The sequence below is a fragment of the Salinivibrio sp. ES.052 genome (assembly GCF_900141775.1).
Lineage (GTDB): Bacteria > Pseudomonadota > Gammaproteobacteria > Enterobacterales > Vibrionaceae > Salinivibrio.
In genome coordinates, this window is sequence record NZ_FSRI01000001.1 from 1,794,693 (window position 1) to 1,811,068 (window position 16,376).

Below are 16,376 nucleotides of genomic sequence, written 5' to 3' on the forward strand. Positions count from 1 at the left end.
ACCAGTCGTCACTGCTCAATAAAACAGACTATTGGCTTGGCTTTGAAAATCGTTGTACCCACGCTGCCACTCCATTCTAAAGCGCTGTGAGCCAGGGCGACTTTCACACACGCCCATATACGGATTTCCATCTAATCCTAGTTGGTAAGCATGCTTGGGGTCACAATAGGCGTCAATACCATGGATGTAGCCCTGTTCGTAATCCAAGTAGTTAGCATTCATGGTGTCGCCCGTTTTTCTGGCTAAGGCTTGCAAATCGTTGAGCGTGCGCTGCGGTAGACCACGCTGCCCATCTTGCTCACCTAACCCGTACCAATTCTGGTCTTCCACCAAGCCTTGTGTCGTGGAAGCAGCACATCCAACCAAAAATATTAATAGCAACAGTGAAAAAAGCGTCTGTTTCATGCCCTGTCCTTACCCAGATGAAAAAGCCTCAGCAAAAGCTGAGGCTTAGATCTTAGCGCACTTAATTGAATATTGCTTGAAGACCAAGCATTTAGATGAGAATACCCTCTCGTCGGCGATTATTTCTCATCCGCTATCAACTGCGGGTTAGGCTTATAGCCAATAAAGAAGGCGATAGTGGCCGCTATCGTGGCACCCACACCAATCATGGTGGCGATATTCATTGGTAGGCTAAAGCCAATTTCGGCATTGGCCAGGTAAGTGATTGTGACTGCAGTCATGAACATCGCAGGGATGGTGCACACCCAGTGTAACTTATCGCGTTTAATCAAATAAGCAGCCGCGGCCCATAGCATAATCATCGCGGTGGTTTGGTTGGCCCAGCCGAAGTAACGCCAAATCACGCCAAACTCCGCTTTGGTGATCAAAAAGCCCACCACAAACATAGGGACTGCAATCATCAGTCGCTTAACCATCGGTTTTTGCTGAATGTTCAAAAAGTCGGCGATAATCAAGCGTGCAGAGCGGAATGCCGTGTCGCCAGAGGTAATCGGTAACACAATAACACCCAATACTGCCATGATTCCGCCAACGGTACCAAGCAGCGAGGTGGATACCTCATGCACTACCGCGGCCGGGCCACCATTCGCCAGTGTTTGGTTCAGTGCTTCGCTCGATTCATAGAAGCTCAAACCTAGGCTACACCAGATAAGTGCAATGACGCCTTCGCCAATCATCGCCCCATAAAAGATAAAGCGGCCTGACTTTTCATTCTGCATACAACGCGCCATCAGAGGGGACTGAGTGGCGTGAAAACCTGATACCGCCCCACACGCAATAGTGATAAACAGCAGTGGCCACAGTGGCAGGTCAGTCGGGTGGAAGTTGGTAGCAAAATCCAGCCCTTGGCTGTAAAAGCTGTGATCGCTAACCGCCAAACCAATAATTAATCCTACTGACATAAATACCAGCAAAGCACCAAATACGGGATAGAAGCGACCAATAATTTTATCAATCGGTACCACCGTCGCCAGCACATAGTAGGCAAAGATAATGCCCACCCACATGGCAACGCTCATCTCTGATAGGCTACCCAGCAACTTAGCCGGACCAAGTACAAAGACCACCCCAACTAACATCAACAGCAACACCGCAAAGAAGTTCATAAAATGTTTAGCGAAGTTACCCAGATGCTCACCCACCACGGAGGGCACAGACGCGCCATTAGCACGAACACTGAGCATGCCAGAGAAGTAGTCGTGCACCGCACCAGCGAAGATACAACCAAATACAATCCACAGCATCGCTACTGGGCCATAAAGTGCGCCAAGGATCGGACCAAATATAGGCCCGAGACCAGCAATATTTAATAGCTGGATGAGGTAGACTTTTTTATCTGACAATGGCACAAAATCCACGCCATCGTTCATGCTCATTGCGGGGGTCGCTTTTTGCGGCTTAGGCCCAAAGATCTTGGTGATAAAGGTGCCGTAGGTGAAATAACCGACAATCAAGGTCACCACACAAAGTAAAAACCAGGACATAGTTGCTCTCCGTGTCGTTAGCAGCGATTCTGCCAATTTTTTAGTAAGGTACACATGCCATTCTGCCGGGTTATTGGTCGAACTCACGTCCTTTCGCCGCGAGTGGTCGCATGCTCAAATAAGCGGTTGTGAGGAGAATTAAGCGGCACAGACATGGGGAATAGCTTTGTGTCAGGTAACGTTATCTCAGGTAGCTTTGGGGAGTTCGCTTTGGGGGAGGTTTATAGTAGCGGGAAAGTTTATAGTGTGTCCCGTCCTAATATAGGTTGACAGTTTTTAGGCCAGCTCCAGTAGCTGGCCTTTTTTATTATGCACCTGATTGGGGGTTGCCATACTTAAACTTAGGTGCGGTCTCATTTCGTTGTATATCGCTATCGATTCTTTTACCAATATTTTAAGCTCTGTCAGTGTCTTACACCGGTACAGTAAAAACTCATGCTTCAGTATGCCATTGACTCTTTCCGCTAACGCGTTTTGGTAGCAATCATAACCATCCGTCATCGACGGCTGGATTTGACTCTCCTGTAGCGCACTCTGATAAACGGCTGAGCAGTATTGCGAACCTCGGTCTGAGTGATGTACCGCATTGCCGATATAGCGCTTATCTTTGACGGCCATTTTCAGCGCTTTCACTACATTGTCGACTTTCATATCTTCGCTAACGTGATGACCCACTATCTTGCGTGAGTTGGCATCGGTCACCAGTGACAGATAGTGCACACCTTGGTCTGATTCAACATAAGTGATGTCGCTGACCAGTATATGCGCAGCATCATGCAGTCCGTCTTCTTTTAGCAGGTTAGGATGCTTCTTCATCCAGTGCTTACTACACGTAGTTTTTGTGTAGCTTTTCTTGGGTTTAACCAGTAAGCCTTCGCTTCTCAGATAGCTAAAAAACCCGTCTCGCCCTAGCTTAATTTCGTGTTCAACTAGCTTGGGCTTTACCAACGCGTAGAGCTTACGCGCCCCTAACCTCGGCATATACTTACGCCAGTATTGGACCCAGTCTCTGATGATTGATAGTTCAGCTCTTCGGCTTTCCATTCGAGCAACGGCTTGATAGACACCTTGCCGAGAAATGCCTGTGGCACGACATGCCGCCGCTAACTTTATTTTACTTTTGGCTTTGGCTTGCCAGATGTACCGGATAAGTACTTTTTTCTGAGGCCGGCTCCGTACTCATTGTCCATGATATCGACCATACCATTGAGGATTTGGTTACGCAGTTTCTCTTCGGCTAACTCACGCTCAAGGCGCTTGATAGTTTCGGATGGGGTTTCTTTTGAATGTGGCATAAGGGGATGCTGAAATGGCTTCGACCAATCGAGTCTACCATGTTTTCTGAGCCAGACGAGTACCGTTGAGCGGCCCTGAATGCCAAAACGGGCTTGAGCTTGTTTGTACGTCATTTCGCCTTTTTCAACACGCTCTACAACGCCTAATTTAAAGGCTAAGGTGTAATCACGTTGCGTGCGCTTACGGCTTGAATTACTTGATGTTGTCATAAAGAAGTCCTCTTTATGTCAACGTATTTCAGGACGGGACAGTGCGATTAAAAAAGCCCGTCCTGTCGGACGGGCTTTTTGAGCAATAAACGCCAAGGGCGATTATTTCTTGTTAAGACGCTCTTTGATTCGAGCTGACTTACCAGAACGCTCACGCAGGTAGTACAGTTTGGCACGACGTACTGCACCGCGACGTTTAACAGTAATGCTGTCGATAACTGGCGAATGGATTTGGAAGGTACGCTCTACACCTTCACCGCTAGAAATTTTACGTACGGTGAATGCAGTGTGCAGGCCACGGTTGCGCTTAGCAATAACCACACCTTCATATGGCTGCAGACGCTCACGGTTACCTTCTTTTACTTTAAGCTGTACCAGGACAGTGTCACCCGCTTGAAACTCAGGCAGGTCTTTTTTCATTTGCTCGTCTTCGAGCTGCTTGATGATGTTACTCATTATTTATAACCCTAGAATAAACTGAAACTCAATTTGATTCGGCACTTGCACGCTGTTCGTTAACGAATTCGGCAAGTAATGATTCCTGTTCGTCAGTCAGAGCTAGGTTTTCCAGGAGCTCTGGTCGTCGTAGCCAAGTGCGACCTAGCGATTGCTTTAATCGCCAGCGACGAATGTCCTTATGGTTGCCGGATTTTAGCACCTCAGGTACCACCAACCCATCTAACCGCTCAGGACGCGTGTAATGTGGACAGTCTAGCAACCCGTTGGCAAAGGAATCTTCCTCTGCTGACGCCATGTCGCCCAATACGCCCGGTACAAACCGTGCAACGGCATCGACTAACGTCATCGCGGGTAGCTCGCCTCCACTGAGCACAAAATCGCCCACTGACCATTCTTCGTCAACGTGAGTTTGAATAATGCGCTCGTCTACCCCTTCATACCGGCCGCAAATCAAAATAAGTTTGTCATTGCTAGCCAGTGATTCAACCCCCGCTTGATCGAGCTTGCGCCCTTGCGGAGAGAGGTAAACCACTTTCGCTTTATCGCCTGCGGCGTGTTTGGCTGCGTGAATGGCATCGCGTAAAGGCTCCACCATCATCAACATACCTGGGCCACCACCGTAAGGTCGATCATCAACCGTGCGATGTTTGTCTTGTGTGAAGTCACGCGGATTCCACATCTCGACGTTCAAAAGCCCTTTTTTTACCGCTTGGCCCGTGACTCCAAAATCAGTGACCGCTCGGAACATTTCTGGAAACAGGCTGATAATGCCAACCCACATATTTCCGCTCGCTTACTGTTGGAGTTTAAAAACCAGGATCCCAGTCAACTTCGATCCGTTGAGCAGTGCGATCAATCGACTTGATGACCTGCTCTTCAAGGAACGGAATTAAGCGTTCCTTTTTGCCAAAAGCATCTTTTAGGTTGGCTTTGACGACGAGTACGTCGTTTGAGCCAGTTTCTAGCATGTCTGTCACAGTACCGAGGTGATAGCCTTTTGCATTCACCACGTCCATGCCAAACAACTCGCGCCAATAAAACTCTTCATCCGATAGAGCAGGAAGTGCTTGTGCACTGACTGCAATCTCAGCATTGGTCAGCATCTGCGCATCTTCGCGCTGATCCAGCCCTTTGAGTTTGGCAACATACCCTTTGTTGTGGCGTTTCCAGTCTTCAATCTCGAAACGTTGCCACTGCCCGCGCACCTGGATAAACCAAGGTGAGTAGGCAAAGATGCTGTCAGCTTCTTCAGTGTAAGAAAAAATCTTGAGCCAGCCTCGAATGCCGTAAGACGAGCCAAGCTTGCCGACGACGATAGTTTCTTGCTCACTCATTTCTTCTTTTAACCCTGACACTGATTACTTACGCTGCTTTCGCGGCGTCTTTAACAAGCTTAGCGACACGGTCAGAAACCGTTGCGCCTTCGCCAACCCAGTGATTTACACGATCTAGGTCAAGGCGTAATTTCTCTTCCTGGCCTTGAGCAACCGGGTTAAAGAAACCAATTTTCTCGATGAAGCGACCGTCGCGCGCCTGGCGGCTGTCAGCTACAACGATTTGATAAAATGGGCGTTTTTTCGCGCCATGACGTGCCAAACGAATGGTTACCATATCGTCCTCATTTGCATTACTTAATAAAATTGGCCCCGTTTCGCGTGAGCAATGCGGGGCCTCGTGCCAAAATAAAGCTCGGGAATTTTACTCTTTATTGCTGTGAATGCAACTGGTTTAGTCAAATTTCCACCAGCTGTCCCAAGCCTCACAGCGAGTTATCATGCCTGCTAGCACTGGGCTAACAGGCAAAATATCGAATCTAATTAGCCCATGAATCCGCCAGGACCACCTGGACCACCGCCCGGTGGCATCATCCCCTTCATTTGGCGCATCATGTTGCGCATCCCACCTTTCTGCATTTTCTTCATCATTTTCTGCATCTGGGTAAACTGCTTAAGGAGACGGTTCACGTCTTGCACTTGCGTCCCCGAACCGGCGGCTATCCGTTTTTTACGTGATCCCTTGATGATTTCAGGGCGCTGACGCTCACGTGGCGTCATCGAATTGATGATCGCTTCCATCTGTAAGAACATCTTATCATCAACGTTGTCTTTTACATTGTCAGGTACATTGGACATGCCAGGTAGCTTGTCCATCATTCCCATCATGCCGCCCATCCCTTTCATTTGTTCAAGCTGGTCGCGGAAGTCTGCCAAGTCAAAGCCTTTTTTCTGCTTAAACTTCTTGGCCATTCTCTCTGCTTTATCTTGATCGACATTGCGTTCAAGATCTTCAATAAGCGAGAGCACATCGCCCATCCCCAATATACGGGATGCCACCCGGTCTGGATGGAATGGTTCAAGAGCATCGGTTTTTTCCCCTACACCCAAGAATTTAATCGGCTTGCCAGTGATATGACGGACAGATAACGCCGCACCACCGCGGGCATCACCATCAACCTTAGTCAGTACCACGCCGGTTAGTGCCAATGCGTCGTTAAAGGCTTTTGCCGTATTCGCCGCATCTTGACCCGTCATGGAATCGACCACAAACAAGGTCTCAACCGGATTCACCGCACTATGAACGTCTTTAATTTCGCCCATCATGGCGTCATCGACGTGCAAACGGCCCGCCGTATCGACGATGACGACGTCATAAAATTTTAGTTTACCGTGTTCAAGTGCCGCTTTGGCGATGTCCACAGGATCTTGATCGGCACTCGACGGGAAGAAGTCCACCCCCACTTCGCTTGCCAAGGTCTCTAGCTGTTTAATCGCCGCGGGGCGATACACATCCGCTGACACCACCAATACTTTCTTTTTCTCTTGCTCGGCAAGCATTTTACCCAGCTTGCCCACACTGGTGGTTTTACCCGCCCCTTGCAAGCCCGCCATCAAAATTACCGCGGGTGGCTGCGCAGCCAAGTCGAGTTTTTCATTAGCATCGCCCATCACCGCTTCGAGCTCGGCTTGGACAATCTTGATAAACTCTTGCCCTGGGGTCAGGCTTTTGGAGACTTCAATGCCTACGGCGCGTTCTTTGACGCGTTTGACAAAATCACGGACCACAGGGAGCGCGACATCGGCTTCCAGCAGCGCCATACGCACTTCGCGTAGGGTTTCTTTGATATTGTCTTCCGTTAATCGACCGCGGCCGCTCACATTTTTGAGCGTCCGGGATAAACGTTCTGATAAGTTTTCAAACATGCGTTACTCGCCCACTCGTCCTATTGGCCCATGATTTTTCATCTGGGTGCAATCGCTGTCGCGAAATTACTGAGATTATACCGCAATCCCCCCATCACTTGCATGTATCGATAGCGACAGAGATTGAGGCAAGGTATACTCACACCTTCATTCTTATTGATTAACTGACTGATCGGTGACGATGGAAATTCTGACAGCCTTATTCGCATCACTGCTTTATCTGGCCGCCATTTTGCAGATCATCCCCGGCTTGTCCAGCAACAATCAAATTAGTGCGAAGCCGGTCTTTTTCACCGCATTGGCTGCGCTGGCGTTACATGCTTATCTGCTTAAAGATCTGATTTTATCAGGCACCGGGCAGAATCTTAGCATGCTTAACGTCGCCTCCTTGGTGAGTTTTATCATTGCGATGATGACCACCGGGCTAATTTTCCGATTGCGGCTGTGGTTCTTGCTGCCGGTGGTTTATGCCTTTGCGGGCTTAAACCTTGCGAGCGCGACCCTGCTGCCTGGTGCCTTCATTACGCATCTTGAATCACACCCAGAAGTGCTATTGCATATCTCTCTGGCGCTGTTCTCATACTCAACATTGATGATCGCGACCCTATATGCCTTACAATTAGCATGGCTGGATTATCAGCTCAAACACAAAAAGCGTCAGGTCATTAATCATAATGTTCCTCCTTTAATGATGGTGGAACGCCAGCTTTTCAACATTATTTTAGTCGGACAGGTATTATTAACCTTCACTCTAATTTCTGGGTTTGTCTTTGTCGATGACATGTTTGCGCAAGGGAAAGCGCACAAAGCCTTCCTCTCAATGGCGGCTTGGGTCGTGTATGGTGTTCTGCTTTGGGGTCACTATCAATCAGGCTGGCGTGGACGTCGGGTGGTCTGGTTTAGTATTGTGGGCGCCTTTCTACTCACATTGGCCTATTTTGGCAGCCGATTTGTTCGTGAGATTTTGATCACTGGCTAAATGTAGCATGCTGGTGGCTAGGCTGACCGGCCACCCAAACGCGCGTCTATAGTATACACTCGAGCATACGCTCGGATTTTCAAACAAACGTAAGGAACAGTTCGTTGGACGACATATCGACGGGAATATTAATTTCCCTTTTGGTATTGCTTATCGTCATTTCCGGTTATTTTTCCGGGTCTGAGACAGGCATGATGGCACTCAACCGATACCGGTTACGCCACCTTTCTAAATCAGGCCACAGTGGCGCTAAGCGGGTCGAAAAACTGCTTACTCGGCCAGACCGACTGATCGGACTGATCCTGATCGGTAATAACCTGGTGAATATTCTTGCCTCTTCGATCGCAACCGTCTTAGGGTTACGCCTCTATGGGGATGCGGGGATTGCGATTGCAACCGGTGTCCTGACCATGGTGATCTTGGTCTTTGCCGAGGTCACGCCAAAAACACTTGCTGCCCTTTACCCTGAACGTGTGTCTTTTATCAGTAGCTACGTGCTGACGATTCTGATGAAGGTATTCTATCCGCTCGTGAGCCTAGTGAACTTTATCACCAATGGCTTTTTACGTTTGCTCGGGCTGGGGGCGAAAGCCGATAGCAAAGATAGCTTAAGCACCGAAGAGCTGCGTACAATTGTAAACGAGGCAGGTAGCTTGATCCCTCGTCGTCACCAGCATATGTTGCTGTCTATCCTTGAGCTTGAAGAAGTGACCGTGGATGACATCATGGTACCGCGCAATGAGATCACCGGGATCAATATCAATGATGACTGGAAATCAATCATGCGCCAATTTACGCATGCCCCACATGGGCGAATGGTGCTGTATCGCGATACAATTGATGAAGTCGTCGGGATGCTACGAGTCCGCAAAGCCTATCGCTTGATGGTAGAGAAAAACGAATTTAATAAAGAGACACTGCTTCGCGCCGCGGATGAAGTCTACTTTATTCCTGAAGGCACACCATTAAACGTGCAAATGCTTAAGTTCCAGCGTAACAAGCAACGTATTGGTTTGGTGGTTGACGAATATGGCGACATGATTGGCTTGGTCACCTTAGAAGATATTTTGGAAGAGATCGTAGGCGAGTTCACTACGTCTCTATCACCTAGCCTGGCGGAAGAAATCACACCACTCACCGATGGTGGCTATTTAATTGAGGGCAGCGCCAATATCCGCGATTTAAATAAAAGCCTTAACTGGGCATTGCCAACCGACGGGCCTCGTACCCTAAATGGCTTGATCCTCGAGCACTTGGAAGATATTCCTAACAATCGCTTGAGCATTGAAATCGACGGCCATCATATTGAGATTGTCGATGTGGCTGACAATATGATCAAACAAGTGAAAGTGTTACCCGCCAAACAGCCAGCAGCCAGTCTGTAGCGAGGCGAGATACGATTCGGAACTCGGTTTTATCGCCCATAAAAAAGGTGTGGTCATTGACCACACCTTTTTCGTATGGAATGAGATCAAACAGGCAGCCCACTCATGACAACGGGGTGTGTTCCATTTGCTTTAGGTGGCGTAGAGCCTCTATAAAGCTGGCTTCTTTGATAGGCTTTACAATTACGTAATTAGCACCGGCCCGGTAAAAGGCCTCATGTACGCTACCATAGGCATCGGCCGTGCACGCATAGATAGGAACACTAAGGCCAAGCGTTTCACGAATCGCCCGCGTTGCCTCGACACCACCAAGGTTGGGCATATGGTTGTCCATCAATACCAGGTCATAGTGAGCGTGATCAAGGCTAGCCAAGGCTTGCTCACCGTCTTTTACCCACTCCACATCAATATGGTATTTATGACAAAACGCTTGGGCGACCATGGCATTAATTTTGTTATCTTCCACCAATAAAACCCGCTCAATACCGAGTAAGGCAGGATCAAAGGGCTCCTCCTCGGGGGCTTTTTCCGGCTTTTCATCAACCAGGGTGAGTGGTACGTCAACCACAAAATGGCTACCTTTTTCAGGCTCACTGGTGACGTCAATCTCACCTTCCAGCAAGTCTAATAGGCTTTTGACAATAGAGAGGCCCAGCCCGCTCCCTCCATAAGTACGCGTGACACTGGAATCTGCCTGTACAAAGGGGTCAAATAAGGATTCAAGCGCCTGTTGGTTCATTCCCACCCCTGTATCGCTCACTTCAAAGCGCAATATTGATGGTCGATGAGTATGCTGAGGATCCTCATTTTTTGTCTCACGTTGATTCAGGGTAACGGTTAATCCCACTTGTCCCACATGCGTGAACTTAATCGCATTACTCATCAGATTAAAAAGGATTTGAGTTAGGCGTGATTGATCCGAACGCACCATGGTATCAGCAGCAATCGGTGCATCGATATTGAGCGAAATATGCTTACTCTCACAAAGCGGGGTGTATATATTTTCCACCGTACGAATAATATCCAGCAGATAAAACTCACCGTACTCTATCGTCATTTTGCCTTGTTCTATTTTAGACAAATCGAGAATATCATTCAGTACTGTCAGTAAGTGCTCACCACTTTGATACAAACTCCCCAAAAGCTCTTTTTGCGCCTTATCTTCAGCTCTATCGTTCAATATTTGGGTGATCCCCAAGATGCCATTAAGTGGGGTACGTATTTCATGGCTCATCTTGGCTAAGAACTCTGACTTCGCACGCGCAGAAGCTTCTGCTGCCTCTTTTGCTCGTTGACTTTGTTGCTCGGCTTCGATCAGTGAGGTGATTTCTTGGCCCTGGCCAATCACAGCTTTGACTTGATTATTCACCATCAAAGGCGCGAGGTTCCAGCGATAGACGCGGCGGTCAATATCAATGTTCACCCCTTTGAGGATGGTCCCATTAACGGCACGTTTTAAGTGGGGTGAAATCGCATACATAAACTGATCGTAAAGCCAGCTAGATGTATGTATTTGCTCATCGTAGTTGAGCTTAAGCTTCGCCGCCGGGTTGATACGAGTAATTTCAAAATCCGTATCCCAGACAATAATCGGTGACAGCGCGTAATCAAATAGGTCTTGCAATGAGCGCTCTTTTTCATACAGGGCATCAAAGGTCGACTCTAAGGTTTTACCGATATGGTTAAATTCTTCGATATCCGAGCCACCAAACGGCAAGGTACGTTGACGTGAGCGGGCTCCCTGGGTGTAACGCATAAGTTTATCGAGCGAGTCTGCAATTCGGGTTTTCACAAACCGGTTAACCCAAAAAGCCGCCACTATAATCACCAACGTGGTGAGTAATAAATTAATACCCATTTGTCGCTGTAACGCGATGACATTGTCGTTGCGCTGGGCCGAGAGTAGCGAAATCTTAGATGGCTCCCCTGCGATACGTAACTTGACTTGACTGACTAAATAGTGCCTAAACGCTTGACTACTCTCTTCACTTGGCAAAGTCAGATCATTACCAATATCATCATTGCCACTCAGAGTGGATGCTAACGTCACATTGTCCGCCGAGAGCCACACGGCTTGCGTACCACTAGCACGCTGTAGGCTTTTAACAAAGGAGAAGTTACCATTGAGCATGACCACCACATACAAGTAGCCGCCTAACTTACCGTTTGCCTGAAAGACGATAGGCGTTTTTCGCATTAACAGGTAGCTTTGCTCCATGTCGGTGGTCATGGTCGTCAGTGTCCAGCGATTAATCGCTCGCAGTTGAAGGCGAAGCCGCTCTAAGTCTGCACTATCAATGCCGTGAAACAGACTACTACCATCATGCCAAAGGACGCGATCGTCCTTGGCAATAAAGCGAAAATCTGGGGTGTTCGCCACGTCTTGCTGCTCTTGCTCAATAAAATAATCATCAAGTGCGTAGCTGTCTTCACTGTTGACCAGCGATTGCAGTGTCATGCTGGCGGCATTCGTATTTTGGTGTATTTGTAGGGAAGTTAAACGGCTATCAAACACGTTTTGCAGTAAGCGAGAAGTCTGGGTCAAAGTACGGGTGATCTCTTGGTTAATCCCGGCCAACGTAAGTTGGTAACTTTGAATATAAACCCCCACAGTCACAAACAAGAAAAAGACCACGATTAAGCGGGTCAGTAATTGCGACAGTGATAACTTAGGTGAACCAGAGAGGGGCATGTTCTAATCCGAGTATCTGAATGCGTGTTGTTTGAGTGTCTCTATCCGTTCAGGATCGTCATACCGAGTCACCACTTCAAATTGGCCCGAATACACCACAGGTACCGGCTGCTGTTGCAGATCGCGCTTAATAGCCTCGGCCATTGCAATACCCGTATCATCGTTCATGCGCATGACCGTTGCATCCAGTCGTCCGGCAGCAATCGCGTCAAGTTCCGCGGAGCCGCCTCCCCAACCGTTCAGCCCAACAGCCCCTCGATTCAGCTCCTCAAGCGCTTTCATTGCCCCAAAAGCCACATCCGTCGCACAAGCATAAATAAAATCTAGTTGCGGATTATTGTTTAACATCGCCTTTGCAGCCTGATAACCAGAGTCCTGATCACCTTTGGTATAATACGCAGAGAGCAAGTCATTGTTCCCCTGACGGCTCATTGCATCGATAAAGGTATCACCACGCGCATCGCTCACGTACCCCTGAGAGAAGTATAAGACCGAATAGTCTGCCCCTTTAGGATATCGTGCCTGATAGTATTCTGCCAATGCACGACTCCCGCGTTGGTGATCAAATCCGACATAAAGAAAAGGTTGATTATCCTGCCACGCTTTTACCGGAGTAGTGATGTTTTGTAGGATGAGTTTGGTTTTTTTCTGCGACAGTACATGGTTTATAAACTTACGATGACGGACGCTATTTAACGTAAACACCAAGTAATCCGCACCATCGCGCAACGCCGAATACAAAGACGCACTCTGCTCACGTATATCGTTATTGGGACGCGTCGTCACTTCTTTTAATTGGTAGGGAATATTAAGCGCTGTTAGTCGACGCTCAAATGCGCGCACATTACGTTGCCAGTAATCAGAAATTTGTTGGCCAGGTACCACCACGGAGATTTTTACCGGCTCCTGAGTGTGCTGCATCGGCACAGGATCGGTTTGCACTTGGCTATCCAGCTCCGCGGTTAAGGCTTTTTGTGCCGGGTGTTTTGCAAGGTACTCGTCATACGACCAATAGCCGTTTAACGACGCTTGCGCACTTGGCATCATCACCAGTAATGTTACCCCGAACAACCAACGGGAAATACAGGTGGCGCAATTGGGATGTCGTGTGCGTAAACTCACTTTGTCTCTCACAACCTTTCTTCATGCTTAAATCATTATCAGCTTAGCGAAACCCGTGAGAGTACGCAGCGACAAAACACAGAAGCGTGCTTGATCAGGCAAAAAAGCTGCAACAACGCCTACACTTCCCAATAATTTATCTAACAACCAAGACAGGTTATGTGGAAAATCTAATTAAATCAGGAAGGAGCGGTAACACAAAACATTGCATTACCGCTTAGAATGGCATCAGGGAGAAGTGCTAGTCGACACGCAATGTTTTCAGCATCGATTCCGGCAAGGCGAGGTCATCATTTTTATTAACCGTTACGCCCGCATCAATAATGGCACGTGCAATATCCTTAGCCTCATTCAATGAATGCATATCGTACGTTCCACATTGATACTCATTAAGCTCAGGGATTTTATCTTGTGACGGCACGACCAATACGTCTTCCATCGCGAGTTCCCAAGCTTTGGCAACCTCCGGCTCTTGTGGCTCACCCACTAAACTCATGTAAAAGCCGGTTCGACACCCCATCGGTGAGATATCAATGATTTCCACCTTGTCGCTATTAAGGTGATTACGCATAAAACCCGCAAAAAGGTGCTCTAGTGTATGGATCCCTTTTTCTGTTAGGTGCTCTTCATTGGGACGACAAAATCGTAAGTCAAAGACGGTAATGGTGTCACCGCTTGGGGTTTGCATCGTTTTTGCGACCCGTACTGCAGGTGCACTCATGCGGGTATGGTCAACGGTAAAGCTATCTAGTAGTGGCATCTTACCTCCTTCATTCGTCACTGCGGCCCTAAAATGGCCACCAGCTCAGATTGTCCTCTAATTGTTGGCGGCATCCTTTCAGTTGCCAACCGTAGTCCTTTGCTTGTTGCTCTACTTTACGTGCAACACGTTTTAGCCCAGGTTTACGCTCAAACGAGCCACGCTGAAATCCGCCTCTTCCTTCATGGTAAGCCAAATATTGTCGATAAACATCCCATTTGGACACCCCAAGTTGGCGATAGGTTTCATCGGTATACCAACCAATAAACTGTAGTGCATCGGCAAAGTCAGTACGAGATCCACCATTGTCTGTGGCTTTTTGATAATCAGACCAAGCGGGATCCTGCGCCTGGGCATAACCGTAGGCACTACTGACACGCCCCCAGGGTAGGATACCTAACACATAATCTCTCGGTGGTAAGGCATCATGAACAAACGCGCTTTCTTGCTTGACGAACGCCATCGCCACTTGGATGGGCGTCCCCCAATCTTCTTCCATGTCGACTGCCGCTTCAAACCAATCAGGATGTTGTTCGAAGATAGCACAAACATTATTGGGGTTATCCGGAGGCGGTGTCGCACACCCGGATAACAGCACAATCGCAGCGATGAGACTTAATCGACTGAGAAAACGCGTCCTGCTCATGTCAGTCGACCCCAGTTACCAGCTTTCTGCCATGGGCACATCTTTAAAATAAGCATTTAAAAATTGTTCAAAGCTCTGCGTATCACTGGCTTCTACCGCTTTTTGACGTGCACAACTCTCTTCCGCTTCCTGCAAAAAATCCGCATCACTATGAACACGGTAAGGCGCATCAGCCAAGGCTGCTTTGTGTGTACTGGCAAGGCCTAAGCCCACGCTACCAATGCCCCCTTGGGCGATGACATCCGTGAGAACACGCCCAGACAAGGTGAGCTCAGGATTGTCGAAGCACGCAATCATCTTGTCGCACACTGTCTCATAGCGGCTATCACCAACGGCTTGATCCATCACTTTTGCCAACTGTTTGAGCTCTGCCATCACCTGATGACCCCACTGAGCTTGAGTTAAGGTGTCGCCGTGACAACCTGTAGTCAAGGTTAAGCCTGGTTTGCGTCCTTCGAGAACAATTTTGTTCCAATTATCGCGCCAACAATTCAGTTCAGGATCCGTCATCGGCTCGGAAGGAGAGAGGGCACACCAAGACACAAATAAATCGAGAAAATGAATTTGGTCTTCTTCAATACCGATAGGGCTATAAGGATTCACATCGAGCGAACGCACTTCAATATACTCGACACCACCACGTTCAAGCGCCTCGGTCGGCTTCTCACCACTCTCAGCATTACGCTTGGGCCGGATAGGCGCATACAGCTCGTTTTCAATTTGCAACACATTGGTGTTGAGCTGGCGATAGGTCTCGCCGTCACGAATACCTAATTTGGCAAACGCATGTGACGGTGTACGAATCGCGCTTCTTAAGCCTTCAAGGTATTGTTCTAGCGTATTGAAGCCAATTTTCAGATCGGCTTGTGCATTATTGGTATACCCCAAGTCACTCAAGCGTAGCGAAGTGGCATAAGGAAGGTAACAAGTCCCCGAGGGCATATGCTCAAACGGCAGTTGGCTTTCGGCATGTTTGATAAACGACCCACATAAGGCTGGCGAGGCACCAAATAGATACGGGATCATCCAGCCATGGCGATAATAGTTACGGATAAGATCAAAGTAGCCTTGTGTCACCGATGCTTGGCTTACCGTATCTGAGTGGTATAAGTGCTGCCAAAATGTCTCTGGCAAAGAGATGTTAAAATGCACCCCTGAGATCACTTGCATCACGCTACCGTAGCGATGCTTGAGCCCCTGACGATATAAGGTCTTCATACGGCCAATATTCGAGTTACCGTATTGCGCTAAGGTAATATCGTCTTCCGATGCCACCACGCACGGCATCGACATTGGCCACAGCTGCTCGTCGCCCATTTGCTGATAGGTAAATCGATGGATGTCTTGTAACTCATCCAACATGCCGTTAACCGACGTGTTGACTGGGGTGATAAACTCCAACAATGACTCGGCGAAATCGGTGGTGATCCAACGATGCGTTAGTGCTGAGCCAAGCGCGCCTGGATGCGCGGTCTGTGCCAACTGGCCATTCGGTGTGATGCGAAGTGCTTCACGCTCTAGCCCTCGGCCAATCCCCTTTAATGCGTCTGGGTTTTGCGCTAAACGCGCTAACCGTTGGGTGAAATCAGTCAAAATGTGTCTCTTATCTTTATGCTGCGTGACGGTCAATATAAACAAGCTATTAGTCAAAAGCCATCACGCAGCGCTGTGAGTTTATC

15 protein-coding genes are annotated in these 16,376 nt (G+C 48.3%); 2 read left to right on the forward strand and 13 right to left on the reverse strand.

Going from position 1 to position 16,376, the window contains the following annotated elements:
* Positions 1 to 15: 15 nt before the first annotated feature.
* The 8 genes from BUQ98_RS08325 to ffh form a co-directional block, all read right to left on the reverse strand.
* Positions 16 to 405: a DUF2799 domain-containing protein gene (locus tag BUQ98_RS08325; protein ID WP_074213333.1), complete on the reverse strand. Its 390-nt coding sequence runs from the start codon at positions 403 to 405 to the stop codon at positions 16 to 18.
* A gap of 119 nt (positions 406 to 524) precedes the next feature.
* A complete protein-coding gene (locus tag BUQ98_RS08330; RefSeq protein ID WP_074213334.1) occupies positions 525 to 1,949 on the reverse strand; it encodes a carbon starvation CstA family protein in 1,425 nt (474 codons plus the stop codon).
* Positions 1,950 to 2,225: 276 nt separating this feature from the next.
* Positions 2,226 to 3,454 (reverse strand): IS3 family transposase gene (locus tag BUQ98_RS16790; RefSeq protein WP_139294628.1). Its coding sequence is split into 2 segments (ribosomal slippage): positions 2,226 to 3,103 and positions 3,103 to 3,454, totalling 1,230 coding nucleotides; the frame shifts between segments, so codons are not numbered across the junction.
* 102 nt (positions 3,455 to 3,556) lie between these two features.
* Complete coding sequence (rplS, locus tag BUQ98_RS08345) at positions 3,557 to 3,910, reverse strand: 50S ribosomal protein L19 (protein ID WP_074213335.1); 354 nt, start codon at positions 3,908 to 3,910, stop codon at positions 3,557 to 3,559.
* Positions 3,911 to 3,938: 28 nt separating this feature from the next.
* Positions 3,939 to 4,694, reverse strand: coding sequence for a tRNA (guanosine(37)-N1)-methyltransferase TrmD (trmD, locus tag BUQ98_RS08350; RefSeq protein WP_074213336.1), 756 nt, complete (start codon positions 4,692 to 4,694; stop codon positions 3,939 to 3,941).
* Positions 4,695 to 4,719: 25 nt separating this feature from the next.
* The gene (gene rimM / locus BUQ98_RS08355; protein WP_074213337.1) at positions 4,720 to 5,247 is read right to left on the reverse strand and encodes a ribosome maturation factor RimM; all 528 of its coding nucleotides are present in this window, start codon (positions 5,245 to 5,247) and stop codon (positions 4,720 to 4,722) included.
* Between the two features lie 28 nt (positions 5,248 to 5,275).
* The gene (rpsP, locus tag BUQ98_RS08360) at positions 5,276 to 5,524 is read right to left on the reverse strand and encodes a 30S ribosomal protein S16 (RefSeq protein WP_069363486.1); all 249 of its coding nucleotides are present in this window, start codon (positions 5,522 to 5,524) and stop codon (positions 5,276 to 5,278) included.
* A gap of 206 nt (positions 5,525 to 5,730) precedes the next feature.
* Complete coding sequence (ffh, locus tag BUQ98_RS08365) at positions 5,731 to 7,113, reverse strand: signal recognition particle protein (protein WP_074213338.1); 1,383 nt, start codon at positions 7,111 to 7,113, stop codon at positions 5,731 to 5,733.
* 181 nt (positions 7,114 to 7,294) lie between these two features.
* On the opposite strand from ffh, the gene BUQ98_RS08370 reads away from it, so the two are divergent.
* Together BUQ98_RS08370 and BUQ98_RS08375 are read left to right on the forward strand one after the other, a co-directional pair.
* Complete coding sequence (locus BUQ98_RS08370) at positions 7,295 to 8,092, forward strand: cytochrome C assembly family protein (protein WP_074213339.1); 798 nt, start codon at positions 7,295 to 7,297, stop codon at positions 8,090 to 8,092.
* A gap of 104 nt (positions 8,093 to 8,196) precedes the next feature.
* A complete protein-coding gene (locus tag BUQ98_RS08375; protein WP_074213340.1) occupies positions 8,197 to 9,477 on the forward strand; it encodes an HlyC/CorC family transporter in 1,281 nt (426 codons plus the stop codon).
* 103 nt (positions 9,478 to 9,580) lie between these two features.
* Here BUQ98_RS08375 and BUQ98_RS08380 read toward each other — a convergent pair whose 3' ends face one another.
* The 5 genes from BUQ98_RS08380 to gshA form a co-directional block, all read right to left on the reverse strand.
* A complete protein-coding gene (locus BUQ98_RS08380) occupies positions 9,581 to 12,169 on the reverse strand; it encodes a LuxQ periplasmic sensor domain-containing protein (RefSeq protein ID WP_074213341.1) in 2,589 nt (862 codons plus the stop codon).
* A gap of 3 nt (positions 12,170 to 12,172) precedes the next feature.
* Complete coding sequence (locus tag BUQ98_RS08385) at positions 12,173 to 13,216, reverse strand: substrate-binding domain-containing protein (RefSeq protein ID WP_074213342.1); 1,044 nt, start codon at positions 13,214 to 13,216, stop codon at positions 12,173 to 12,175.
* A 316-nt stretch (positions 13,217 to 13,532) separates the two neighbouring features.
* Entirely contained in the window at positions 13,533 to 14,051 is a 519-nt protein-coding gene (gene luxS / locus BUQ98_RS08390) for an S-ribosylhomocysteine lyase (RefSeq protein ID WP_074213343.1), read from the reverse strand.
* Positions 14,052 to 14,079: 28 nt separating this feature from the next.
* Entirely contained in the window at positions 14,080 to 14,697 is a 618-nt protein-coding gene (locus BUQ98_RS08395) for a transglycosylase SLT domain-containing protein (protein ID WP_074213344.1), read from the reverse strand.
* A 15-nt stretch (positions 14,698 to 14,712) separates the two neighbouring features.
* Positions 14,713 to 16,290: a glutamate--cysteine ligase gene (gene gshA / locus BUQ98_RS08400; RefSeq protein WP_074213345.1), complete on the reverse strand. Its 1,578-nt coding sequence runs from the start codon at positions 16,288 to 16,290 to the stop codon at positions 14,713 to 14,715.
* Positions 16,291 to 16,376: the final 86 nt, after the last annotated feature.

What these genes read in the sequence shown, in the direction of transcription:
- BUQ98_RS08325 (WP_074213333.1), bottom strand. Translation starts at nt 405, where the DNA reads ATGAAACAGACGCTTTTTTCACTGTTGCTATTAATATTTTTGGTTGGA.
- BUQ98_RS08330 (WP_074213334.1), bottom strand. Translation starts at nt 1,949, where the DNA reads ATGTCCTGGTTTTTACTTTGTGTGGTGACCTTGATTGTCGGTTATTTC.
- rplS (WP_074213335.1), bottom strand. Translation starts at nt 3,910, where the DNA reads ATGAGTAACATCATCAAGCAGCTCGAAGACGAGCAAATGAAAAAAGAC.
- trmD (WP_074213336.1), bottom strand. Translation starts at nt 4,694, where the DNA reads ATGTGGGTTGGCATTATCAGCCTGTTTCCAGAAATGTTCCGAGCGGTC.
- rimM (WP_074213337.1), bottom strand. Translation starts at nt 5,247, where the DNA reads ATGAGTGAGCAAGAAACTATCGTCGTCGGCAAGCTTGGCTCGTCTTAC.
- rpsP (WP_069363486.1), bottom strand. Translation starts at nt 5,524, where the DNA reads ATGGTAACCATTCGTTTGGCACGTCATGGCGCGAAAAAACGCCCATTT.
- ffh (WP_074213338.1), bottom strand. Translation starts at nt 7,113, where the DNA reads ATGTTTGAAAACTTATCAGAACGTTTATCCCGGACGCTCAAAAATGTG.
- BUQ98_RS08370 (WP_074213339.1), top strand. Translation starts at nt 7,295, where the DNA reads ATGGAAATTCTGACAGCCTTATTCGCATCACTGCTTTATCTGGCCGCC.
- BUQ98_RS08380 (WP_074213341.1), bottom strand. Translation starts at nt 12,169, where the DNA reads ATGCCCCTCTCTGGTTCACCTAAGTTATCACTGTCGCAATTACTGACC.
- BUQ98_RS08385 (WP_074213342.1), bottom strand. Translation starts at nt 13,216, where the DNA reads ATGATGCCAAGTGCGCAAGCGTCGTTAAACGGCTATTGGTCGTATGAC.
- luxS (WP_074213343.1), bottom strand. Translation starts at nt 14,051, where the DNA reads ATGCCACTACTAGATAGCTTTACCGTTGACCATACCCGCATGAGTGCA.
- BUQ98_RS08395 (WP_074213344.1), bottom strand. Translation starts at nt 14,697, where the DNA reads ATGAGCAGGACGCGTTTTCTCAGTCGATTAAGTCTCATCGCTGCGATT.